This is a genomic window from Luteibacter pinisoli (genome assembly GCF_006385595.1).
Lineage (GTDB): Bacteria > Pseudomonadota > Gammaproteobacteria > Xanthomonadales > Rhodanobacteraceae > Luteibacter > Luteibacter pinisoli.
The window spans coordinates 2078925-2102370 of sequence record NZ_CP041046.1 but is presented as its reverse complement, the minus strand read 5'-3'; the positions used below and the strand labels follow the sequence as shown (position 1 = coordinate 2102370).

The window sequence follows — 23446 nt, the reverse complement described above, 5'->3', positions numbered from 1 at the left end:
GGATTAAGGCGAGCCGGCCGTGGCCACGGCATACGAGCTCGTCTTGTTCGCAGGGCCCGAAAGCGGAGCCGTCGGATCAACGAGAATTTGTAAAGTGTTGCTGTAGATGAAGCGCGGCCTGTTTGGATCAGTTTCGTAAGTTGGCGATTTGGGATCAGGCGCCTGCTCGTCTGGAACAATCCCCAAGGGAAGACGATACCGTACTGTAAAGCGGTTGTTGACTTGAGTGTCGAATTGATACGAAACGCGAAGATCGAGCGTTCCGCTAATCGACTGATGCGCCCCAAGCTGTACCAGCATCCCAGGGTCAACGGGGTTCACATAGTCGTATGTGGACTGGTAGGTCTGCGTCTGACCGTCCGTACTGGATGTCACTTCAAATTGATTATTTGGAAGGTGACCGTCCCAGTCGAATGGCATCATGTATTTCGCCAACGTAACCGGAACGTCACCGTGATTACGGATCGTGACAGTCACCCTGGCTTTGCCGGCGTCAGCAGGATCTGAGGACGCCGCGAGGGCCACCGATACCGGCTCATCTGCTGAAGCGGGCAACGAGACCAGAATTGAAGCTGTAGCGGCGAAGCCCGCAACAAGGAGCCTTAAGTTCATACTTCGTTCCTCATCCGCCGATCGCGGCTTTCGGCGCGGCGAGCGTAGCCCACTGCGCGCAGCAGGATCAACACGAACAACACCACGACAAACGCGGCATAGGCGTACTGGCCGCGCGCCACGCCGGTGCCGTACGGGAACCAGATGCCGGGGATGCCTAGCGTGTTGAGTTCGGTGGCGAACAGGCCGATGCCCACCAGAAGTGCCGAAAGCGCCCCCAACAGGCGCGCAGGCAACGATGCACGCGCCACGCCGGCCCCGATCGTCCACAGGTACACGGCGGCGAACAGCCAGCGCACACCCGTGACGCCGAGGTCCGCGGCGGTTCTCACGCCAGGGCTGGCGATGAGCCACGGCCGACCCAGCAGCGCCAGCAGCAGATAAGCCACGGTGAGACCCACCACGACATAGTTGAACGCCAACTTCCGCTCCAGGCGAAACCAGTCGCGCCACGCCAGCGTCCAGCTCGCGAGCACCAGCGGACGACAGATGACGGTGACCAGCACGTCGTACCAGCGCAGGCTCAGGAACGGGGTCCAGTAAAACATCACCTGCTGCACGCGCATCAGCGCGAGAAGCACCAGGGCGGTGACCAGCCATCGGTACGGGTCGTCGCTCCGGCAGGCGATCAGCGCGACCACCATGAGCGCCAGCAAGCAGAAGGCAAAAGGCTCGATCGCATCCACGACGTAGCCTTTGAAGGTCTGCAGCCACTGCACCTGATAGAGCTGATGAACACCTTCCACCGTGCCTATCGCTGGCGCCACGTGCAGGCCACCGCTTTCCTCGCTGGCATCGAGCGGGTCCATCCACACGCGGAACGCCAGCTGGTAGGTCACCGGGCCAGCAGCCGTCCGCGGCGGCAAGGCGTAGACCGCCGGCCGGACGCTGAACACCGCTGGCGTGGCGCCCGAGAAGTCCCCAGGGCCGCCGACACGCTTTCCATCGACATAGAGCTCGTAGGTCGAGTCGACCAGCGTCGGCCCGGCAAGCGCCAGCGGCTCATCGCTATCGACCGTCACGCGCAGGCGATACCACGCATACCCGCTGTATCCCGCGTGGCCGCGCTTGCTCCATCCCGTGACATAGCCGGGCAAGCCGACGTCGCCGTCGTGGGCGCCGGGCGCGGACGTAAGGTCCACGATTTCCCAGGCGCTGTCGTCGAAGCCGGACGCGGACCACTGCGGGTCATCGCCGGTATGAAAGCGCCAGGGGCCAGTCAGCGGGACGGTAGCGTGGCCGGGCGCGACGACGGCGGCATCCGGCGGCGTGGCGCGCGCCGGGAAGGACAGCAAGAGGCTAAGAGCAAACAGAAACGCAGCGCGCATCCCCCACCCCTCATTTCAAGACGGCGAGCACCAGCTCCACGGCAATCAACACGACGATGGTGATCTCGAGCACGCCTGCACGGCTGACGGCGGCTTCGTCATAGAGCGCCGCGTACGTATCGCGGACGATCGCCAGCTTCCGGTCCACGGCGGCGCCCAGTGCGGGCACGCCAAACAGGTCCAGCGTCGTGGTGTAGACATCGGCCAGGTACGCGTGGCCCGTGGCCTCCAGGACGCTGTCGACCTTTTCGGTAAGCTCGGTGACTTCCGCCACCACCGTGTACAGCCGCCGCGCCAGCTTCGCCAGCTGGGCGGGTGCGAGGAAGGCCGAGACGGTACGGGTGCGGTCGACCAGGTCGTACATCCGCGGCAGTTCGTCATCCAGCAACGCACCGTAGTAGCGCAGCTCCAGCAGCTGGGCATTGGCTGCCTCCAGCACCGCATCCACGCCCGCGTCGCCACCTGGCTGGTACAGCACGGCACGGTCGCGGGTCACGATGACGCAATCATCGGCCAGGTAGCCGAAGCGATGGCGGAGCAGTGTCTCGCGCGTCTCGACCGATAGCGGGCGCGCATCGGCCGCCAGCAGGGGCGTGAGGTCCACGGCCAGATGAAGCGGCTGGGTGAGCGGCTCGCTGAAGCGCTCGATCTCGATGAGCTGGTAGTCCTCCTGGATCACCGCGTCATTCGCGCGCTCAAGCGACGGCGCGATGCGGGATTTGATTTCTTCCAGCAGCGCCAGCCACGGCGCATCGGCCCGGTCGAAGGCCAGGGCCTGTTCGATCTGTCGCGCGGTATCCACGAATACCTGCCACGCCGTGTCCTGGATCGCAAAGGAAATGGCCAGGGTGATGGTGCCGAAATCGTACAGATGCACGGCGACTTCGCCGGTGATCCGACGCTCGCCCACCTGGATGTCGACGTCGCTGAGGCGCAACCGCAGCGGCGGCGCCCCGAAACGCAACGGCCCCGGCGGCGGTGCCGCGGGGGCCATAGCCGCGCAAAGCGCACGGGCCTTGTCGATGTCGATGCCGTAGGCCACATCGAAAAGGCCCAGCGCCGTTACGCAGGCGCGTCCTATGCTGGGCACGCCTGGGGTTTGGCTATCCATATTCGACCGACTTAGGGACCCGCTGCGGAGACGCGCCAGACAGTATTACCTACATCATCGGCAATCAACAGCGCGCCGTCCTTATCCAGCACGACACCGACGGGTGCGCCGAACAGCTGTTTTTCGTCCTTGGAATAGAAGCCGCTCACCAGGGTTTCCGGCTTGCCGACAGGTTTGCCGTCCTGGAACGCGACGAACACCACCGCATAACCGCTCAGCGGCGAACGATCCCAGCTTCCGTGCTCACTGACGAAGGCGCCGTTCTGGTATTTCGCCGGCAAGGCGTTTTTCTGGGTCAGCAGCAGGCCCAGGGCGGCCACATGGGAGCCCAGCGCGTAATCCGGCTTGATCGCCTTGGCGACCATGTCCGGCCGCTGCGGCATCACGCGGGTGTCGACGTTCTGGCCGTAATAGCTGTAGGGCCAGCCGTAGAACGCGCCCTCGGTCACCGAGGTCATGTAATCCGGCACCAGGTCCGCACCGATCTCGTCGCGTTCGTTGGCAATGGCCCATAGCTTGTTCGTCGTGGGATCCCAGCCAAGGCCCGTGGGGTTGCGGATACCCGAGGCGAAAATGCGGCTGCCGCGGGTGGCCACATCCACTTCCAGCACGTTGGCGCGGCGGTACTCAATCTCCAGGCCGTTCTCGGTGATGTTGCTGTTCGAACCCACGCCGACGTAGAGCTTGGTGCCGTCCGGGTTGGCCTGCAGGGCCTTGGTCCAGTGATGCTGGATGGTCGACGGCAGGTCGGTGAACATCACGCCCGGCGCCTTGATCTCGGTCTCGCCTTCCACGTACGGGTACGTGAGGATGGCATCGGTGTTGGCGACGTACAGCGTGTTGCCGATCAGCTGCACGCCGAAGGGCGAATGCAGGTTGCCGATGAAATCGTGCTTCTCCCACGCACCACTACCGGTCTTGCGCAGCAGCGTGATGCGGTTGCCGCCCTTGGCGCCCTTGCCGGAGGTGTTTTTCACCATGCCGGCGATCAACTGCTTGGGCGTGGTCACCGGCTCTTCGCCCGGCCCGTTGGATTCGACGACCAGCACATCGCCGTTGGGCAGCGTCAGCAGCTGGCGCGGATGCTTGAGGTCGTCCGCGATCTTTTCGATTTTCAGGCCGGGGGCGACGGTGGGTGCCGCGCCCTGGGCCCAGCCGGCGAATTCGGGAACCTGCATGGGCGGCACGAGGAAGTTGCGTGCCTTGGGCAGCGATGGAGCCGCGCCCGACTGCTCGGCGGGGTCCTGGGAGGCTTTGCCGGCGCACGCGCCGAGCACGGCGACGCAGGCCATGGCGAGTGCGCCACGATAAAGGTGCTTAACCATGGACATACTCCCGCACCGTCGAGTAGCGCACGGCGATGATGACGTGGCCGATGGCGATGAGCAGCACCGTGACCACGGAAAGCCACACACCCGCTGGCATGATCGCGTAGGCGTCGCGGCTGTGCACGAAGGCATTGAGGATGGCGGCAACGATCGCCACGAAGTTCAGCCAGAAATCGACGTGATCGGCATGCGTGCTGATCCGGCGCGAGGTAATCCATACCTGGGCCAGGTTGACCAGCCGCGGAATGATGGCGAAGACCAGGCCAATGGAAATCAGCCACGCGGCGCTCTTTGCCCAGAGGATGACGCCGGTCTTCGCGTAGATGATGTCGAAGATCAGTGCCGCGACGAAGAACCCGAAGGGTATGGGATTGAACAGGCCGTAGATGGCGTTGGCCACGGCGGAACGACGTGGTGCGGCAGGATAATTCATGGGCGGGTGCCTCCAGGCGGCAGACCGGGGTGGTACAACCAGCGCGTTATGTAGCCTGCGCGCCGTGGAGGCCGCGTATGGGCGGGCCCGGGGTCGTGTACGCTTGGCGCCCCCATCGACACCGACGCATCGCCTCATGGCTCTCAAATCCACGGTCTTCAAGGCCGACCTGCAGGTCAGCGACATGGACCGGCATTACTACCAGGGCCACGCCCTGACCATCGCCCAGCACCCGTCGGAGACCGACGAGCGGATGATGGTGCGCGTGCTGGCCTTCGCCCTGAACGCGGATGAGGCGCTGGTCTTCGGCAAGGGCATCAGCTCGGACGACGAGCCGGACCTGTGGAAGAAGGAGCTTACCGGCGAGGTGGACCTGTGGATCGAGCTGGGCCAGCCGGACGAGCAGCGCATCCGTCGCGCCGCGGGCCGGGCCAACCGGGTGATCATCTATACGTACAGCGGCCGTGGCGCCGAGGTGTGGTGGAAAAAGACGGCGGCCGCCGTGGCGCGCACGAAAAACGTGACCGTCATCGACGTCGACCCGGCCACCGTGGCCGCGCTGGCCGGCCTCGCCCAGCGCACGATGCAAATCCAGTTCATGGTCCAGGACGGCCACGCCCAGGTCATCAGCGGCGAAACCGTGGTGCCGATCGAACTGACGACGCTCGCCTGAGCGTCGGCGGGCCTGGGCTCAGGCCTGGGCTCAGGCCTGTGCCCGGTTCAGCGCGTGTGAGCCGGTGAGGATCATCCGCAGCATCTGCGAGATCTCCTCGATCAGTTCCGGATCGCGCTCGGGCGGCTGGTCCATGGCCATGGCGCCCATGGCGAATACCAGCCGGGTGATGGCCCGGGCCACGAGGGCCGGCTCATGCAGGGTCGCGCCATCGGCGGCGGCGAGGCGGATCAGGTCCACCCGCAGCTCGTCTTCGAAGTAGCTCAGCTCCCGCTCCACCGCATGCTTGAACGCATCCGAGCCCACGGCGCCTTCGCGCAGCAGGACGTGGAGCAGCTTGTCGTCCGCCCGCAGCTGTTCCATGAAGGTTTCCACGGACACCCGGATCACGCTGCGCTCGGGGGAAGTCGCCCGCTCGCGGGCCTGGCCGATGATGGTGCGCAGCGAACGGCCGGCCAGGTCGATCAGGGCGATGGACAGCTCCCCCATGTCGCGGAACTGGCGATAGAAGCTGTTGGGGGCGATGCCGGCCTCGCGGGCCACCTCGCGCAGGCTCACCGTCGACAGGCTGCGGTTGGGGCCGATCAGCTTCATGGCCGCGGCCAGCAGGTCGTCACGCGAGATCGCGGGCTTGCGGGCCAGGGGCGCGTCGGACGTCGAGGTCAGGCTGAATGAGGTCATGGGGCGCGGCCGCAGGCTAAGGCTGAATGATACTCCGAACTGCAATATACAAGTGTATACACGGACGTATATGCGTGCGTATAGTGTGATCCCATGAATGCCCTCCCCGCCACCAAACCCCGCTGGCCGCTGCGCCTGGCCCGCCGCGCGGTCTCCCCGGCCCTGTTCGACTTCTGGGCCGGCCGGGTGAACCCCCTGTGGACCCTTGAGCAGCCGCTGGCCCGCGTGGTCTCGCGCACGGCCGAGAGCCGCGACGCGGTGACCCTGGTCCTGTGCCCGAACGGCCACTGGACGGGCATGCGCGCCGGCCAGCACGTCAATCTGGGCGTGACGATCGGCGGCCGCCGCCTGATCCGCAGCTACAGCCCCACCCCGCTGGACGACGGCACCCTGGCGATCACCGTCAAGGCCATCACCGGCGGCGTGGTCAGCACGTACCTCGCCCGCGAGGCCGCCCTGGGCACCGTCGTCACGCTGGATACCGCGTTCGGCGAGATGACGGTCCCGGCCGACCACGAAGCGCTCCTGCTCCTGGCCGCCGGCAGTGGCATCACGCCGATGCGCGCGCTGCTGCGCGACCTGGCCGCCCGTGGCATGCCTACCGTGGTCGACCTCTACTACTGGGCCCGCCAGCGCGACGAGTTCTGCTTCGTCGACGAACTGATGAGCCTGGCCGCGGCCCACCCGCGCCTGCGCGTCCACTTCCTCGCCACGCGTGAGGGCGACGCGCCTGACGCGCGCGTCGACGCCCTGGCTTTCGATGGCGTCACCGACCTCGATCAGCGCCGCGTGCTCGCGTGCGGACCGGGCGGCTTCGTGGAAGCCGCGCGTGCCCGCTTCCAGGGCAAGGTTGCCGGTTTCGACGCCGAAGCCTTCAGCCTTCCGACGCTGGCGGTCATCGATGACGCCGGTGAAGTCGAAGTACACCTTGCCCGCAGCGGGCGCACGCTCACGCTGTCGCGTGGCCAGTCGCTGCTCGAAGGCCTGGAAGCCCAGGGCGTCAAGCCGACGCACGGCTGCCGCATGGGCATCTGCAACACCTGCGCGTGCGCCCGTACGTCCGGCACCACCCGCCACACCCTTACCGGTGACCGCAGCAGCGAACCGTCGTCGCAGGTACGCCTGTGCGTCAGCGCGCCGGCGACCGACCTGATCCTGGACCTTTGAGGCCCCGCATGAGCCGTATTCGCAACCGCCCCCTTTCCGCCGACGACCTGCGCGCCTTTGGCGAGGAACTCGACGCCATCCGTGCGAAGGTCCAGGCCGACGTTGGCCCGCGTGACGCGCGTTACATCCGCCGCGTGGTCGCCCGTGTGCGCTGGACTGGCGTCGCCGGCCGCGCGCTGCTCTTCCTCGGCGCCTTCGTCCACGTGGCTCTGATCCCCGCGTGGATCGCCGGCACGCTGCTGCTCGGCCTCTCCAAGATCCTCGAGAACATGGAGCTGGGCCACAACGTGATCCACGGCCAGTTCGACTGGATGAACGACCCCAAGCTCAATGGCAAGACCTATGAGTGGGACATCGTCGCCACCTCGGCCAACTGGCGGAAGACGCACAACTTCCAGCACCACACGTACACGAACGTGCGCGGCATGGACGATGACATCGGCTATGGCCTGCTGCGCATCTTCCCCGAGCAGCGCTGGCGCCCGTTCTACCTGATGCAGCCGGCGATCGCCGTGGTCTTCGCGCTGCTGTTCCAGTGGGGCGTGGCCATCCAGGACCTGCGCATCGGCCGCCTGTTCGCGGGCAAGATGAAGCCCGGCGAGCTGCGCAAGGCGTTCCGTCCGGTCGGCCGCAAGATGGGCAAGCAGCTGCTGAAGGATTACGTGGTGTTCCCGCTGCTGGCGGGTCCGTTCTTCCTGCCGGTGCTGCTGGGCAACCTGGTGGCCAACGGCATGCGCAACGTGTGGACGTACACGATCATCTTCTGCGGCCACTTCACCGCCGATGCGGAAGTGTTCCCGAAGGAAGTGATTCGCAACGAATCGCGCGGCCACTGGTACCTGCGCCAGCTGCGCGGCTCGTCGAATATCACCGGCGGCAAGCTGATCGACATGCTCTCGGGCGATCTCAGCCACCAGATCGAGCACCACTTCTATCCCGACCTGCCGGCGAACCGCTACGCCGAGATCGCGGTGGACGTGAAGGCCATCTGCGCCCGCTACGGCCAGCACTACAACACCGGTTCCCTGCCCCGCCAGTTCGGCCAGGTGATCTGGCGCATCCTACGTCATGCCTTGCCGAGCCGCCCGCGCGTGCGCCGGGCGCGCGAGGAAGCCGTCGCCTAAGGGGTCAGGCCAGGGCGACCGTCAGCGTGACGGCGGTCCGCCCGGGCTCACTATCGATGGATACGCGGCCGCCGATATCCGCGGCGCGCTCCTTCATCGTCACCAGGCCCCAATGCCCCGGCCGCTGGCCCTGCTCGGCAATCTCCTCGGGAATGCCGCGGCCGTCGTCCCGCACCACCGCGCGAAGCTCGACGTCGCTGTAGACCAGCGCGACATGCACATGCCCCGCGTCAGCGTGAAGAAAAGCGTTGTGCATCGCCTCGCGCAGGATGTCCAGGATGGTCATCTGCCGCGCATCGCCCAGCGGCAGCTCCGGCCCCTCCACGGAAAGATCAAACGCGGCGTCCGACCCGTCGGCATGATCCTCGCCGATCATCCGCAAGGCTTCGGACAGCGCGATGCGCGTGGAGGCCACGCTGCGCAGGGCGATGACACGGGCACGCCCGTCGAGCACCAGGCCCATCAGCTGCGACGAGACCTTCTCCAGCCCTGCCCGCATGTCGGCGGGCGCGCGCTCATCGCGCTGCCATGCCGTCACCCGCAACATCACGCCCATCATGCCCTGCAGGGTGGAATCGTGGAGCTCACGCGCGATGCGGTCGCGCTCCTGTAGCTTCGCCTCGGTCTGCTCGGCGTGGCGTCGGCGCACCGACGCGATCCGGAACGCATAGGCGATGGCGATGAGCACGGCGATGGCCAGCGCGACGAGCACGGCGAACAGCGGCGTCTCGCGGAACAGTGGCCTCGCGTGCACCACGCCTGACGACACGCTCGGGGACCAGTCGCCTTCGGTCCCTCGCGCCTGCACTTCCAGCTGAAAGTCCCCCGATGGGAGGTCGGCGTACTTGAGCAGCGTGGCGCCCTGGGCGAACCGCCACGCGCGATCGACACCGTGCAGGCGATAGCGCAGCTGCACGTTGCCGGGGCCAGCGGCGGAAAGCCCGGTGAGCCCCACGGCCAGTGAACGGTCCGCCGGCTCAAGCGGGCCACCCCGTGCGAGGAGGGAGACGCCGTCGCCACTGGCCATCGAGGTAATCGCCGGGCGCGGCGCCGGAGCGGGCGCGGTATGCGACGGATCGACAAGGGCCAGCCCGGCGGTGGCCGCCACCCAGAGCCGCCCCTGTCGGTCGACGCTGAGCGTGGGTAGCGGGCGCACTTGCTGCGCGCCGCCCGGCAAGCCGTTGGCCGTATCCAACAGGCGGAACGCGGCCTCGCTGGACGCACCTGAGACGAGGCGCGCCATCTCCGTTGCATCGATGCGCACCAGGCCGGCGCGCGCATTGATCCAGACGGCGTTATCGGGCGTGCGCACGATCCCCGTCACGCCCCGCAGCAACCCGGCCTGGCGAAGCGGGAGGGTGCGAAAGACCTTGCCGTCGAACCACGCCACACCGAGTTCGCCACCGATGAGGAGCGGCTGCCCCGGGGTCACGGCGGTCACCGGGCCGATGTCCGCGCGATAGATCACCGGGGCACGCGTCGCGCCGTGTTCTACCGCTGCGACGCTGCCGTCGGCAAAGCCAAACCAGTCCTGGCCATCGTCGCCGGCCGCGCCCACGAGGGGCCACGCAGCGGGGAAGCCGTCTTTGCTACCGAGCTCACGCCAGTCTGCCCCGCTGACCAGGAACAGGCCATGGTCGCGCATGCTCATCCACAGCTTGCCGTCGCCGGCGGGGAGCAACACCTGGATCGGGCTTTCACCCAGGGCCGCGGGCCGCGCGCTGTAGGCATCGAGATGGCCGCCAGCGACGCGCCACAGGCCCTCGTGCCCGCCAAGGATGGCGCTTCCGTCCGACACCCGTGTGATGGCCGTGGTCGGCAAGGCGTCGGCAAGGGTCTGCACCGCCGTGCCCGTCACCACGACGACGCGGTCGGGCACCGAGTGTGAATCCGATGCCACCAGCACGGTGCCATCGCTGGCCGGGGATACCGCGAAGTACACGTGGCCGCCGTCGACGAGCTGCACGTCGTCCGGATGAAACCGGACGAGCCCTTGCTTGCCACCCATCCACACGTCCCCGGCCGCATCGCCGAGGACACTCATGGCCTGCCGGCCGTCGCCGCCGGGCGGCGATACCGGCGTCTTCTCGTCGCTGAGCGTGGCCGGTGCAGACACCGTGCGGCACAAGCCGGGACAGCCCTGGGACACCGTCCACAGGTGGCCGATGCGATCGCTGGCGCGCACGCTGCTGTCGTTCGCCGGGCCGGGGCGCATGGGCATGGTGACACCGGGAACCAGCGCCACCGCGTGCGGATGGGCCGCCCAAAGCTTGCCGTCCCGCGGTGAGATCAGCACCGCATCCTCGAAATCGGGATGCTCTGCGATCTGCACGAAATGCGTCGCGTGCCTGGCCAGGCGGTAGATACGCGTCCCGGCCAGCACTACCAGGTTGCCCTGGGCATCCAGGGTGGCGTTATCGAGGGGTGCCTCGGGCAGGCTCCACTCCGGCGCCTCGCAACGCACCCATGCGTTGCCACGAAGCACGAAGAGGCCATCGCCCGTCGCCGCCAGCGCACGCCCATCGCCATCGACATACACGCCGTCCACGCCCTCCATGCCGCCGGGAAGGCCGGTGGGCAGCGTGACCGTTCGTCCATCCGCCGCGAGGTGCGCCACCGTGGCGCGGCCATACGTGACCCACAGGCCACCCGTAGGATCCACGGCCAGGTCGGTCACCTGCAGCGAACCGCGATACGACGGCGGCGTCAGGTCGTAGGGGTAGAAGGTGTGCCCGTCGAAACGGAACAGGCCACCGGGTGTGCCAAGCCACAACCATCCGTCGGATGTCCGCGCCATGGCGTTGACGTCTTGCGGCGATCCCTCGCGCGCGCCCCATGACGTCGTGACGTAACCGGGCACGTCAATGTCCGTGGCGGAGACCGCCTCACCGCAGGCAAGGCCAAGTACGATCAGCAACGTCGCGGCGAACCTGCCGACGCGTAGCGCCGGGGACGGGAAAGGCATGGGTGCTACTCCGCACAAATGCCCCGCCGGGCTCTGGACCCGGCGAGGCAGACTGCGGAACCGCAGCCAGAAGCGATCAATGCAGAGTGTAGGCCATTACTTCTTGATGAAGGCCAGCAGGTCCGGATTGATCACATCGGCGTGGACGGTGAGCATCCCGTGCGGGTAGCCCGGGTAGATCTTGAGCTCGGCACCCTTGATCAGCTTGGCCGAGAGCTCGCTCGCGTCCTTGTACGGCACGATCTGGTCGTCGTCGCCGGCCATCACCAGCGTCGGCACGTCGATCTTCTTCAGGTCTTCGGTGAAGTCGGTTTCCGAGAAGGCCTTGATGCCTTCGTAGTGATTCACCGCACCGCCGATCATGCCCTGGCGCCACCAGTTGTCGACCACGCCTTCAATCGTCTTCACGCCCGGGCGGTTGAAGCCATAGAACGGGATCGGCACTTCGCGATAGAACTGCGCGCGGTTCGCGGCAAGCGCCTTGCGGAAGCCGTCGAACACCGACATGTCGGTACCCCCCGGATTGGCGGCGGTCTTCAGCATCAGCGGCGGCACGGCGCTCACCAGGATGGCCTTGGCCACGCCATGGGCCTTGCCGTACTTGGCGACGTAGCGCGCCACTTCGCCGCCACCGGTCGAATGGCCGATGTGAACCGCGTTCTTCAGGCCCAGGTGCTCGACCACCGCGGCGGCGTCCGCCACGTAGGTGTCCATGTCGTTGCCCTTCGAGGTCTGCGTCGAACGGCCGTGGCCACGACGGTCATGCGCGATCACGCGATAGCCGTGCAGCAGGAAGAACATCATCTGGGCGTCCCAGTCGTCGGACGACAACGGCCAGCCATGATGGAAGACGATCGGCTGGCCGGTACCCCAGTCCTTGTAATAGATGTCGGTGCCGTCGCTAGTCGTGATGTGGGACATGTTGTCTACCTTCGCCGATGATTTAGGTGTCTTGGGAGTGGAAGCGGCGTCGCGCGCCGGGGCGGCCGCCGCCATGGCATGGCTGCCGAGGAGCAAGGTGCCCGCCGCCACCACGCCGGTGTTCAGCACGAAGCTGCGACGACGTGGGTCGAACGGGGAATCGCTATCGGGTACGTCGTGCATGGAAGTCTCCTGGGGCTGGCGGGATCCATTGTTCGCATCCGCTGCCATCGCCTTATAGGAAGGACTTGCGCCTTTTTTCGTACAATACGTGGTCGTTTGCGGGAGATTCCCCCTGCATGGGGGGAGCGAGGCGATGCCCGCGTCCCTAGCATCGGGGTGGTCATCGACCCTTCGAGGAACGCGCATGGTTACCGTGGCCGCGCCCCACATCCGGCGCTTGCTGGACCGCGCGCTCGACCACCTGGACCGTTCCGATGCGAACGAGCAACGGATCGGTACGCACTTCCTGTCCGAAGCGCTGCGCATCCACCTGGTACCACCGCCGGATGACCCGGCGGGCGCGTTTCCCAAACTATCCCCGGACCATGTGGAAACCGTGATCGACCTGGCGCTGGCCAACCTCGAGGCACGCCTGTGCATCCGGTCGCTGGCGGCGGCATGCGGCATGTCGCGCGGGCATTTCTCGCGCGCTTTCAAGGCGACGTTCGGCGCGCCACCGCACCGCTGGCGAACCCTGCGTCGCCTGGAAAACGCCCGCTACCTGCTGGCACGCACGCAGGTCTCGCTGGCGGACATTGCGGCCACCTGCGGCTTTGCCGACCAGGCGCACTTGTGACCGTGCTCGACCTGGGCTTGCCGGACACGGACGGGGTGGCGGTGATCGCTGCGCTGCGGCGCCTGTCGCCCGCCTGCCGCGTCGTCGTCCTGACAACCTACGGCGGCGATGGCCGGGCCCGGCGGGCGCTCAACGCGGGCGCGCAGGGATACCTGCTGAAGACCTCGGTGGCCAGCAACCTCATTGGCGCCGTGCGGACGGTGCACCAAGGGCGTCAGTACATGTCCGCCAGCGTCGCGCGGCAGCTGGCGGCATTCCCCGACGACGAGACACTGACCGAGCGTGAGCTGGCCGTGCTGCGGGCCGTCGCGGAAGGCCTGGAAAACAAGCAGATCGCCGTGCGGCTCTCGGTGTCGCCCGAGACCGTCAAGGAGCACGTCTCCAACGCGATGGGCAAGTTGCGGGCGAATAATCGCACCCACGCCGTCGCCATCGCGCTGGAACGCGGCTTCCTTCGCTGAGCGCGGCCCGCTTACGCGTAACCGCGCGCCTGCATCATCCGCGACACCGCCGCTTCGGCATCCGCGATCACCGTGGCCAGCGGCTGGTTGGCATCGATATCGACGATGGGGGCACCGCTGTACTTGAGCCGCGGGGTGACGGCGATCTTCCGGCTCAGCGCCTCGCGGCGGTGGTCCGGCTTGCGTGCGCAGGCGGTGTCCAGGTCGACATTGAGGCGCAGGACGAGGTCCGGCTGATGCCCGGCCATCCACACGAAGGCGTCGTGCTCAAAGCGCGCCAGGCGCAGGACGAGCCAGGAGCCCGCCGCCTCTTTCGGGAAGCCGGGGCCGTCGTACGCGCCGGGAATCTCCACCTGCGGGAAACGGTCCGTGACCACGATGAGACCCTTGCGGCGCATGGCGAGCATCCGCCGGAACCGGCGCAGGCGGCGCAGCGTGAAGGCGCTGATGACCAGCGAGGGGAACAGCGTCGGCTGCTTGTGCTCGTCGATGCGCTTGTTCACACCGTCGGACTTGCGCCTGATCAGACGGCCCATATATCCCCCTACCAGCGGCAGGCGTTCAAGCGCCCGGCCGATATTGCCGGCCTGCTTGCCGAGGTGTGCCTGCCCCGTGGGCCCGTAACGACCCATCCAGGTGACCATGTGCTCGGCCACGGTCGACTTCCCAGAGCCATCCGTTCCGATGATGGCGATGAGCGGCGCCATGCCACTGCCCTGTTCCGGCAAGGTTTTTTTCGACAAGTTCATGTGAAGACGCAGTTAGAATCTAGTAGACGCAACAATATATCGCGTCATAACATCGTCATTATATTGCGCTACCGGACCCCTGGTGTGCTCACTTCTTCAGAAAACCCCACACAAATGAAGCCGCTGCCCGTCATCGCCCTTACCGGGAGCGATGGCTCGGGCAAGTCCACGCTGGCCGCGGCCCTCGTGGCGCAGCTGCGTGCGCATCGCCCGACCGAAGAGCTTTACCTCGGCCAGTCGAGCGGAAAGATCGGCGACTGGATCGGCACCTTGCCGCTGGTTGGGCCGCGTTTCAAACGCTACCTCGTCAGCAAGTCCGACAAGGTGCACGACCAGCCGGCGAAGCCGCCCGGCAACGCCACGGCACTGGTCATCTACCTGCTGTCGCACTGGCGCGCCTACAAATTTCGTCGCCTGCTCGCGATGTGCCGCCGCGGCACGCTCGTGGTCACCGATCGCTACCCGCAGGCCGAGCGCGCGGGTTTCTCCATCGATGGGCCGCAGCTGGCCAAGACCCAGGGCGGCAACTGGTGGGTGCGCCGTCTGCGCGCCCGCGAGCACCGGCTCTACGAATGGATGGCCTCCAACGTCCCCATGCTGGTGATCCGCCTGAACGTGGACGTGGAAACCGCCCACGCCCGCAAGCCGGACCACAAGCTGTCGTCGCTGCGCGAGAAGATCGCGGCCATTCCGCACCTTCACTTCAATGGCGCCGCCATCCTGGACCTTGACGGGACGGATGCTGCATCGAGCGTGCTGGATTCCTCCATGCGCGCGATCCACGCGGCGCTGCAGGTGGCCCACGCATGACGGCACAGGCGGCACGCATGCCCCTCTCCGACTCCCCGACGACCGCATCGGCCACCGGGGCGCGCGGCGTCATCGCCTCTGGCCTGGTCGCCGTGGTCGGTTGCGACGGCACGGGTAAATCCACCCTCACCCACGACCTGGTGCGCAAGCTCAGCGCGTTCGGCCCGACCCAGCGCCGCTACCTCGGCCTGGTCTCCGGCGAGACCGGCGCGAAGATCAAGGAGCTGCCGCTGGTTGGCGTGTGGCTGGAGCGCCGCCTGGCCGCCAAGGCCGCCCATGCCCAGCACATGAAGAACAAGGTGCCCGGTGTGTGGGGCTCGCTCATCATGTACGGCTTCTCGGTCTGGCGCGCGGCGAACCTCAAGCGCGTCTGGCGGCTGGCCAACAGTGGCCAGCTGATCATCGCCGACCGCTATCCACAGGCCGAAATCAGCGGCTTCCGCTACGACGGCCCGGGACTGGGCGTGGAACGCAGCACGCACTGGCTGACGCGCAAGCTCGCCGCGCGCGAGCAACGCCTGTACGAGCGCATGGCAACGCTCAAGCCGACCCTGGTCATCCGCCTGGATATCGACCTGGCGACGGCCTACGCGCGCAAGCCCGACCATGCGGTCGCAGAACTGAACGACAAGATCGACGTCATGTCGCGCCTGGACTACAAAGACGCGCCGCTGGTGGACCTCGATTCCCGCGCGCCTTACGCCGACGTGCTCGACGCCGCGATCCGCGCCATCCGCGGCACGTCCGCGACAGCGAAAACAGCATCATGAATACCGTCACCTCCCCGTCGGCCCCCCAGGCCCCCCTATGGCGTCGACTCCTGATCAAGGGCGGCAAACGCTTCCTGCGCTGGAGCGGCCAGTTCCAGGCGAAGCACTCGCGCGTGCCGTCCACGCCGGTCATCCACAATCGCGAGTTTGCCTGGGTGCCCCAGCTGGAAGCGGCATGGCCCGCGATCCGGCAGGAGCTGGACCACCTGCTTGAACACCCGGAAGACATTCCGGCGTTCCACCAGATCTCGCCTGACCAGAAGCGCATTTCCAAGGGCGACAACTGGAAGACGTTCGGCTTTTACGTGTACGGCAACCGGGTGGACGAAAACTGCGCCCTGTGCCCGCGCACGGCCGCCGTGCTGGACACCTTGCCCGGCGTGCGCAGCGCCATGTTTTCCATCCTGCAGCCGCGCTACCGGATTGCGCCGCACCACGGCCCTACCCGTGCCGTCATCCGTGCCCATCTGGGCCTGAAGGTGCCGGCGGATGCCCGCAATGTCTGGATCCGGGTCGACGACCAGATCCTGCATTGGGAAGAAGGCAAGGTCGTGCTGTTCGACGACACCTACGAACACGAAGTGCATAACGACACGGATGAACTGCGTGCCGTGCTTTTCATTGATATCGACCGCCCGATGGACCGCATCGGCACGATCTTCAATGGGCTGATTTTCTGGCTGATCCAGGCCAGTCCGTACGTCCGCCAGCCCGTGAAGAATCTTGCGAGGTGGAACCGCGAACGCGGCCGACAGAACCAGAAAGCCGACTAGCCGGCGGCCACGGCCGACGGATGAGAGGCGATTTCGGCAAGGATGGCCAACGATCTACGAAAGTAGCCGTGGCACGTTAAAAAAAAACGGAGCATTCTGTCACCCGCTCTGAGTATTTTCTTAACACACCCGAAATATGGTACCCTACGGTACAGTAACCTTTTGCCATTCGCCGGGGGCTGTTCCCCCGGGATGCGCAACTCGCTGGTGAGCTCGCTAAGACCATGAGTGCAGACGGAAATATCTCAATCGAATCAGGGGCATCGACCCCCACCGTAAACACGGTGCCGCTTCGTCCCGGCGACTTTGCCACCCTGGCAGAGGCGCTCGACTATGCGGCGGCCGGCGTGACGGGTGCGAACTTCTACGCAGGCGGCAAGCTCGTTACCGCACTACCCTATCGGACTTTGCGAAAGCAGGCGATGGAACTTGCGCAGAAGCTGGCCACGCTGGGCCTGCCGCGCGGCTCCCGCCTGGCGATCGTCGCCGAGACGACGCCGGAATTCCTGCGCTTTTTCTTCGCCTCCCAGTACGCCGGCCTCGTGCCGGTGGCGCTGCCGTCGGCGGTGAACCTGGGCGGGCACGATGCCTTCGTGCACAAAACCCGCGTCATGCTGGAAGCCTGCGGCGCGTCGATCGTCGTCGCCGCCGAGTCGTTCCTCGGCCTGCTCGGTGAATCCGTGCAGGGCCTGGACGTCGCCATGTGGGGCACGCCGGACGCGTTTGACGCGCTGGCGAGCAGCACCGGCGAGCTGCAGCCGCTGACCGCCGATGAAGTGGCCTACCTGCAGTTCACCTCCGGCAGCACCGGCACGCCGAAGGCGGCGATGATCCCGAGCCACGCGCTGATGGCGAACCTGCAGGGTTCGATCGGCCCGGGCCTGTCGCTGCGCGATGACGATCGTTTCGTCTCGTGGCTGCCGTTCTATCACGACATGGGCCTGGTCGGTTGCCTGCTCACGGTGATGGCCGCGCAGCGTTCCATCGATTACCTCGACACGCGCGAGTTCGCGATGCGTCCGCGCCGCTGGCTCGAACTGATGAGTCACTCGAAGGCCACCATCGCCTACAGCCCGCCGTTTGGTTATGACATGTGCGCCCGCCGCGTTAAGCCGGCGGACGTCGCTTCGTACGACCTGTCGCACTGGCGCGTCGCCGGTATCGGTGCCGAACCGATCCTGCCGTCCGTGCCGGCGCGCTTTGCAGAGATGCTCGCACCGGCGGGTTTCGATCCCCTTTCGCTGGTGCCGTCGTACGGCATGGCCGAAGCCTCGCTCGCGGTGAGCTTCTCGCCGCTGCGCAAGGGCATCGTGGTCGAGTGGATCGATTCCGACGAACTGTCGGAAAACCTGCTCGCTTCCCCGGTTGCCGAAGGCACGGGTACCGGCTTCGTCCGTTGTGGCGGTCCGCTGCCCGGCCACGAGCTGGAGATCTGGAACGACGCCGGTGAGCACCTCGCCGACCAGCATGTCGGCCGGATCATGGTGCGTGGCCCGAGCGTCATGTCGGGTTACTTCCAGCAGGCTGAAATCACCGCGAAGGTACTCGCGGCTGACGGCTGGCTCGATACCGGTGACATCGGCTACGTCGTCGACGGCGAAGTGGTCGTCACCGGCCGCCACAAGGACATGATCATCGTCAACGGCCGCAACATCTGGCCGCAGGACATCGAGCACATCGTCGAACGCCAGCCGGAGCTGCGTTCGCAGGATGCGTCCGCGTTCAGCGTACCGGGCCCGGGTGGCGCGGAAGTGGCCGTCGTGGTCGTCCAGTGCAACACGCTCGATATCGAAGCGCGCGAAGCCCTGGTCCACCGCATCCGCCGCGAGCTGCTCGAAGAGCTCGGCATCAGCTGCCTGATCGAACTGGTGCCGCGCCATACCCTGCCGCGCACGTCGTCGGGCAAGCTGTCGCGCTCGGCCACCCGTCGCGGGTACCTGGAACGCCGTGCACAGGAGCAGGTTCCCGAAGCGCTTGCTTCGTGAGCCCTGACGCCATGGGCGAAGGCGGCCCCGTTGTTGCGCTGACCGGCGCCACCGGCTTTATCGGTACCGCCCTGCGCAAGCAGCTCATGGCGGCCGGTTATCGCGTGCGCGCGCTGTACCGCCCGCGCCGTGGGCGCGTCGTGCAGTGCGCCGATGGCCTGAAGTGGATCGCGGGCGACCTCGCCGACAAGGACGCCCTGGCGGCCCTGGTCGACGGCGCCGACGTGGTCATCCACTGTGCCGGCAGCGTGCGCGGCGCGAGCCCTGCCGCGTTCAACCGGGTGAATGAGACCGGCGTGCTCGACATCGTCGAGGCGGCGAAGCAGTCGCCGACCTGCCGGCGCCTCCTGCTCGTCTCCTCGCTGGCTGCGCGCGAGCCCGGCCTGTCGGACTACGCGAACAGCAAGCGCCTGGGCGAACTGGCCCTCGAAGCCCACGCCGGGCGGCTCAACTGGGCCGTACTGCGGCCGCCGGCCGTGTATGGCCCGGGCGACCGCGAAATGCTCCCCCTGTTCCAGGGCATGGCGCGCGGCCTCGCCGCCATCCCGGGCGACGGCACGGGGCGTTTTTCACTGATCCACGTGGCGGACCTGGCCTCGGCCGTGGTCGCGTGGCTGGACCACGAGACGGCCTCGGGCAGCACGTATGAACTGGACGACGGCCACGAGCGTGGCTACGACTGGGATACGGTGCTGGCCACGGCCTCCCGGGTGCTGCGCGGCAACGCGCCGATCCGCCGCCTGCCTATTCCCGTCCCCGTCCTGCGCACCATCGCAGGCATCAATCTCATGGCCGCGCGCGCCTTTGGCTACGCGCCCATGCTGACCCCCGGCAAGGTGCGCGAAATCACGCACGCCGACTGGGTCGGCAACGGCCATGCCTTTACACAAGCCACAGGCTGGCGGCCCGCGCTAGGCTTTGAGCGCGGCCTTGCGGATACGCTCGGCACGGGCGCCGCCGCCCTCCCCGGAGTCCCATCGTGAACGTTACTGACACCACCCTTGCCCGCCTCATTGAGATCGTCACCCCGTTCGGCCAGGGCCGCGTGCCGGTGATCGATGCGTCCACCGAGCTCACCGGCGACCTGGAACTCGACTCGCTGCGCGTGATGGATCTCATGCTCGCGGTCGAAGACGAGTTCGACATCTCCGTGCCGATCAATTCGCTGGGCGAAGTGCGCACCGTGGGCGACCTGGCGTCGCTGATCCAGAAATCCGTGGACGCGAGCGCATGAGCCTGAATGCCCGACTGCAGGCCGTTCGTGCGGTCCGGGAAGAGCTGGCCACGCTGGGCATCGATCCCTTCGGCGTGCAGATCGACCGCATCGTGACGCCCACCGAGGGCATCATCCACGGGCGCAGGACGATCCTTGCCGGTACCAACAATTACCTCGGCATGACGTTCGACCGTGGCTGCATCGAGGCCGCGAGCGCCGCGCTGGAAAACTCGGGCACCGGCACCACCGGCTCGCGCATGGCCAATGGCAGCTATGCCGCGCACCGTGAGCTGGAGCTGGAACTGGCCGCGTTCTACGGCAAGCGCGACGGCATCGTGTTCTCCACGGGCTACCAGGCCAACCTCGGCATGATTTCGGCGCTGGCCGGCCCCGGCGACAACGTGCTGATCGATGCGGACAGCCACGCCAGCATCTACGACGGCTGCAAGCTCAGCGGCGCGAACATCATCCGTTTCCGCCACAACGATCCGGCCGACCTCGCCAAGCGCCTGCGCCGTCTCGGCGCCGATGCGGCGAAGGCGCTGATCGTGATCGAGGGCGTGTACAGCATGCTCGGCGATCGCGCGCCGCTGGATGAATTCGTCCGGGTCAAGAAGGAATTCGGCGCGGCGCTGATGGTCGACGAAGCGCACTCGATGGGCGTGCTCGGCGAGCGCGGCCAGGGCCTGGTCGAAGAAGCCGGCGTGCTCGACGACATCGATTACGTGGTCGGCACCTTCAGCAAGAGCCTGGGCAACACCGGTGGTTTCTGCGTCGGCGATTCCGAAGACATGGAAGTGCTGCGCTACGCCAGCCGGCCTTACGTCTTCACCGCGTCGCTCGCCCCGGCCACGATCGCGGCGACCCGCCAGGCACTGCGCACGCTGGAAGGCGCGCGCGATCTCCGCCAGCGCCTGCGTGAGAACGCCGAGCGCCTGCATGCCGGCCTCACCGCGCTGGGCTTCACCCTGGGTGCGCCGGCCAATGCGGTGGTTGCCGTGCTTGTCGGCGAGAAGGTCGAGGCGCTGCGCTTCTGGGATCACCTGCTGAAGAACGGCGTGTACGTGAACGTCATGGTCCCCCCGGCCACCCCGGGTGAGAGCTCCCTGCTCCGCTGCAGCGTCAGCGCCGCGCACACGCCCGAACAGATCGATGCGATCTGCGCCGCATTCGCCAGCTGGCCCGGCGCGAGGCCCACTGCGCATGGCGGGTGATCAGGTAGCGGTGGCATGAAACACTGGTTCTCCGACGGCTCGTTCCGCACCATCCTGCGGAACGCGTCTTACCTCGGCTCAAGCAATGTCGTGAGCGCCCTGCTGGGCCTGCTCGCGCTCGCCTGTGCGGGCCGCGCCATGTCGCCTGCGCTGTTCGGCACGCTGGTCGTGGTCCAGGCCTATGCCAAGAGCGTCAGCGATTTCGCCAAGTTCCAGACCTGGCAGTTCGTCGTGCAGTTCGGCACGCCGGCGCTCGAGCGCAAGGACCTGGCGCGCTTCCGCGACGTCACCGGCCTGTCGTTCGGCCTGGATCTCGCCAGTGGCGCGGTGGCGGTGGTCGGCGGCATGGCCTTGCTGCCGCTGCTGGGCCACGCGGTGGGCCTGAAGCCGGAGGATTTCTGGTGGGCCCTGGCGTACTGCACGCTCATCCCGACCATGACCGCGGCGACGCCCACCGGCATCCTGCGCTCGATCGACCGCTTCGACCTGATCGCCGTGCAGCAGGCGGTGACCCCGTTCCTGCGTGCCGTCGGCAGCGTGCTGGCTTACCTGTTCCACCTCGGCTTTCCCGGCTTCATCGCCACCTGGTACATCTCCAGCCTGGTCGGCGACATGTGCCTGTGGGTGTTCGCGGTTCGCGAACTGCGCCGGCAGAACATCGAACATGCGCTGCGCCCCGGCCTGCTCGCCCCTGCCCGCCGTATCAAGGGCGCGTGGGATTTCGTCTGGACCACCAACTTCGCCCACTCGATCTGGTCCGCGCGTAATGCCGGCAGCAACGTGCTGGTCGGTATCGTGCTCGGCCCGGCCGCGGCGGGTGTGTTCAAGGTGGCGCTGACCTTCTTCGACGCCGCGGGCACGCCGGCCTCGCTGATGCAGAAGAGCTTCTACCCGGAGATCATGCGCCTGGATCCGTCCAGCACGCGGCCGTGGAAGCTGGGTATCCGCTCGGCGGCGCTGGCGGGTGGCCTGGGCGTGCTCGTGGCCTTGCTGGTGATCCTGGTCGGCAAGCCGCTGATCGGCTCGGTGTTCGGCGCCAAGTATCTCGAGGCGTATAGCCTGCTGCAGGTGATGTCGGCGGCCCTGGTGGTCTCCATGGCCGGCTTCCCGCTCGAATCCCTGCTCTATATCGCCAGCCGCCAGCGCGCCGCACTCGTCGCGCAGGCCCTGGCGGCCCTTACCTACGCGGGCCTGCTGGTCGGCCTGAGCCACCTCATGGGGCTCATGGGCGCGGCGATCGCGTATTTCATCGGGACGTGCCTGGAGGCATTGTTCTCGCTAATCCCCACCGTGGCGGCGTATCGTCAGCGACACACGCTCTCCTTCCATGCACCGGAGGAAGCACGTTAGTGAACACCATGATGACCGAGTGGCCTAAATTTTCCCCGGAGACGCTGGGCCGTCTCTTCGATGCCGTGGATGTCGATGACATCATCGATGCGCACACCTGCCTGCCCGATCCGATCGTGCTGGCCGTGCCCGAGGATGCGATCCGCCGCTGTTACGCGCTATGCCTGCAGTTCTGGGACGATGGCGTATCGCGCGAGGAACTGCTGCACCTGGTCGAGAAGCTGATGCGCAATGAAGGCCTGAGTGCCGACGAGCGCCTGCAGTACAAGCACAGCCGCGCACGCTACAAGCACCTGCGCTTTGCGCAGCGCCTGTACAGCCGCAACCATCGCTCGAGCTATCTGTTCGACCTGACCACGCGCGTGCTCGGCCACATGCAGGATGGTTTCCGCGGCGGCAAGCGCGGCACGATCGTGCGCCAGGGCTGGAAGCTACGGGTGCTGCTGTCGAAGCCGGTGTGGAATTTCGTGCGCCGCGGGATGGTGGAGACGCGCCTGGACAGCGAAGCGGGTGTGATCGCGTTCCAGAAGGCGGAGATGAGCCGGCTGAAGAAGGCGGTGAACCGGACGATTTTCGCGGGCGATCAGTTCCACGCGGTGCGGAAGATCGTGAGCATGCAGGTGTCGTATTACGACACGCTGCGTTCGCTGGCGCCGAATGAGCATGCGTATTGCATGTCGCGGTTCCTGGCGGCCATCAATGGGCTGATGGGGTCGCGGCACGATGAGATGGTGGCGGAGTCGCTGTCGGGGCGGCGCAGCTACAACACGCCTGCGCCGCTGGCGAAGGAAACGCGGTCGCGTCTTGAGACGCTGGTGGCGCGGTATCCGCTTTGAGGATGCCGTGAGGAGTCGGAGGCGGACAGGCCCCTGGGCCCGCCAGACGCGGACCTTCGGACCGGGCCGTAGGAACCGCTCTCGCGACAATCGTGGCCTTGTGCGGCCCTCCGCTTATGTCGGCCCCAGGGGCCTGCCCG

General features: G+C 66.8%; 23 protein-coding genes. 14 read left to right on the top strand and 9 right to left on the bottom strand.

Annotated features, from left to right (window positions below; translation table 11 throughout):
• Positions 1-3: 3 nt before the first annotated feature.
• From FIV34_RS09575 to FIV34_RS09555, 5 genes are read right to left on the bottom strand one after another with little or no spacing between them, the layout of a single operon-like run.
• Positions 4-612, bottom strand: coding sequence for a hypothetical protein (locus FIV34_RS09575; RefSeq protein ID WP_139981995.1), 609 nt, complete (start codon positions 610-612; stop codon positions 4-6).
• Positions 609-1940, bottom strand: a complete 1332-nt coding sequence (locus FIV34_RS09570; protein ID WP_139981992.1) for a glycoside hydrolase — start codon at positions 1938-1940, stop codon at positions 609-611. Before FIV34_RS09570 ends, FIV34_RS09575 begins: the two co-directional genes overlap by 4 nt.
• A 10-nt stretch (positions 1941-1950) precedes the next feature.
• Positions 1951-3051 carry a hypothetical protein gene (locus tag FIV34_RS09565; protein WP_139981989.1) on the bottom strand — a complete coding sequence of 367 codons (1101 nt, stop codon included), beginning with the start codon at positions 3049-3051 and terminating at the stop codon, positions 1951-1953.
• An 11-nt stretch (positions 3052-3062) separates the two neighbouring features.
• The gene (locus tag FIV34_RS09560; RefSeq protein WP_139981986.1) at positions 3063-4376 is read right to left on the bottom strand and encodes a PQQ-dependent sugar dehydrogenase; all 1314 of its coding nucleotides are present in this window, start codon (positions 4374-4376) and stop codon (positions 3063-3065) included.
• Positions 4369-4812 carry a DUF2231 domain-containing protein gene (locus FIV34_RS09555; RefSeq protein ID WP_139981983.1) on the bottom strand — a complete coding sequence of 148 codons (444 nt, stop codon included), beginning with the start codon at positions 4810-4812 and terminating at the stop codon, positions 4369-4371. Before FIV34_RS09555 ends, FIV34_RS09560 begins: the two co-directional genes overlap by 8 nt.
• 136 nt (positions 4813-4948) lie before the next feature.
• Here FIV34_RS09555 and FIV34_RS09550 point away from each other — a divergent pair, with 136 nt between their 5' ends.
• Positions 4949-5485: a YaeQ family protein gene (locus FIV34_RS09550; RefSeq protein WP_139981980.1), complete on the top strand. Its 537-nt coding sequence runs from the start codon at positions 4949-4951 to the stop codon at positions 5483-5485.
• A gap of 30 nt (positions 5486-5515) precedes the next feature.
• Here the strand turns inward: FIV34_RS09550 and fabR are convergent, their stop codons facing one another.
• The gene (fabR, locus tag FIV34_RS09545) at positions 5516-6166 is read right to left on the bottom strand and encodes an HTH-type transcriptional repressor FabR (protein WP_139981977.1); all 651 of its coding nucleotides are present in this window, start codon (positions 6164-6166) and stop codon (positions 5516-5518) included.
• Between the two features lie 93 nt (positions 6167-6259).
• Between fabR and FIV34_RS09540 the strand changes: the two genes are divergently transcribed.
• The gene (locus tag FIV34_RS09540; protein WP_139981974.1) at positions 6260-7333 is read left to right on the top strand and encodes a ferredoxin reductase; all 1074 of its coding nucleotides are present in this window, start codon (positions 6260-6262) and stop codon (positions 7331-7333) included.
• 8 nt (positions 7334-7341) lie between these two features.
• Positions 7342-8457, top strand: a complete 1116-nt coding sequence (locus FIV34_RS09535) for a fatty acid desaturase family protein (RefSeq protein WP_139981971.1) — start codon at positions 7342-7344, stop codon at positions 8455-8457.
• Positions 8458-8461: 4 nt separating this feature from the next.
• On the opposite strand, the gene FIV34_RS09530 is transcribed toward FIV34_RS09535, so the two are convergent.
• Together FIV34_RS09530 and FIV34_RS09525 are read right to left on the bottom strand one after the other, a co-directional pair.
• Positions 8462-11422, bottom strand: coding sequence for a sensor histidine kinase (locus FIV34_RS09530; RefSeq protein WP_139981968.1), 2961 nt, complete (start codon positions 11420-11422; stop codon positions 8462-8464).
• A gap of 96 nt (positions 11423-11518) precedes the next feature.
• Complete coding sequence (locus tag FIV34_RS09525; RefSeq protein WP_211352776.1) at positions 11519-12343, bottom strand: alpha/beta fold hydrolase; 825 nt, start codon at positions 12341-12343, stop codon at positions 11519-11521.
• Positions 12344-12710: 367 nt separating this feature from the next.
• Here FIV34_RS09525 and FIV34_RS09520 point away from each other — a divergent pair, with 367 nt between their 5' ends.
• Together FIV34_RS09520 and FIV34_RS09515 are read left to right on the top strand one after the other, a co-directional pair.
• Positions 12711-13142 carry a helix-turn-helix transcriptional regulator gene (locus FIV34_RS09520; RefSeq protein WP_170207560.1) on the top strand — a complete coding sequence of 144 codons (432 nt, stop codon included), beginning with the start codon at positions 12711-12713 and terminating at the stop codon, positions 13140-13142.
• Positions 13139-13603: a LuxR C-terminal-related transcriptional regulator gene (locus tag FIV34_RS09515; protein WP_170207559.1), complete on the top strand. Its 465-nt coding sequence runs from the start codon at positions 13139-13141 to the stop codon at positions 13601-13603. The genes FIV34_RS09520 and FIV34_RS09515 overlap by 4 nt, the downstream gene beginning before the upstream one ends.
• An 11-nt stretch (positions 13604-13614) precedes the next feature.
• On the opposite strand, the gene FIV34_RS09510 is transcribed toward FIV34_RS09515, so the two are convergent.
• Positions 13615-14352, bottom strand: a complete 738-nt coding sequence (locus FIV34_RS09510; RefSeq protein WP_246058793.1) for a nucleoside/nucleotide kinase family protein — start codon at positions 14350-14352, stop codon at positions 13615-13617.
• A 114-nt stretch (positions 14353-14466) separates the two neighbouring features.
• Here FIV34_RS09510 and FIV34_RS09505 point away from each other — a divergent pair, with 114 nt between their 5' ends.
• From FIV34_RS09505 to FIV34_RS09465, 9 genes are all read left to right on the top strand, one after another.
• Positions 14467-15162, top strand: a complete 696-nt coding sequence (locus FIV34_RS09505) for a nucleoside/nucleotide kinase family protein (RefSeq protein WP_211352737.1) — start codon at positions 14467-14469, stop codon at positions 15160-15162.
• Between the two features lie 17 nt (positions 15163-15179).
• Positions 15180-15932 (top strand): nucleoside/nucleotide kinase family protein, encoded by a 753-nt coding sequence (locus tag FIV34_RS09500; protein WP_211352736.1) that lies wholly within the window; start codon positions 15180-15182, stop codon positions 15930-15932.
• On the top strand, positions 15929-16705 hold the full coding sequence (locus FIV34_RS09495) for an aspartyl/asparaginyl beta-hydroxylase domain-containing protein (RefSeq protein ID WP_139981958.1): 777 nt from the start codon (positions 15929-15931) through the stop codon (positions 16703-16705). The genes FIV34_RS09500 and FIV34_RS09495 overlap by 4 nt, the downstream gene beginning before the upstream one ends.
• Before the next feature lie 284 nt (positions 16706-16989).
• Positions 16990-18690 (top strand): fatty acyl-AMP ligase, encoded by a 1701-nt coding sequence (locus tag FIV34_RS09490; protein ID WP_211352735.1) that lies wholly within the window; start codon positions 16990-16992, stop codon positions 18688-18690.
• Positions 18687-19673, top strand: a complete 987-nt coding sequence (locus tag FIV34_RS09485; RefSeq protein WP_211352734.1) for an NAD-dependent epimerase/dehydratase family protein — start codon at positions 18687-18689, stop codon at positions 19671-19673. Before FIV34_RS09490 ends, FIV34_RS09485 begins: the two co-directional genes overlap by 4 nt.
• Positions 19670-19924: an acyl carrier protein gene (locus FIV34_RS09480; protein WP_211352733.1), complete on the top strand. Its 255-nt coding sequence runs from the start codon at positions 19670-19672 to the stop codon at positions 19922-19924. The genes FIV34_RS09485 and FIV34_RS09480 overlap by 4 nt, the downstream gene beginning before the upstream one ends.
• Complete coding sequence (spt, locus tag FIV34_RS09475) at positions 19921-21120, top strand: serine palmitoyltransferase (protein WP_139981949.1); 1200 nt, start codon at positions 19921-19923, stop codon at positions 21118-21120. Before FIV34_RS09480 ends, spt begins: the two co-directional genes overlap by 4 nt.
• Before the next feature lie 15 nt (positions 21121-21135).
• Positions 21136-22470: a lipopolysaccharide biosynthesis protein gene (locus tag FIV34_RS09470; protein WP_139981947.1), complete on the top strand. Its 1335-nt coding sequence runs from the start codon at positions 21136-21138 to the stop codon at positions 22468-22470.
• Positions 22470-23306 (top strand): hypothetical protein, encoded by an 837-nt coding sequence (locus FIV34_RS09465; RefSeq protein WP_211352732.1) that lies wholly within the window; start codon positions 22470-22472, stop codon positions 23304-23306. The genes FIV34_RS09470 and FIV34_RS09465 overlap by 1 nt, the downstream gene beginning before the upstream one ends.
• Positions 23307-23446: the final 140 nt, after the last annotated feature.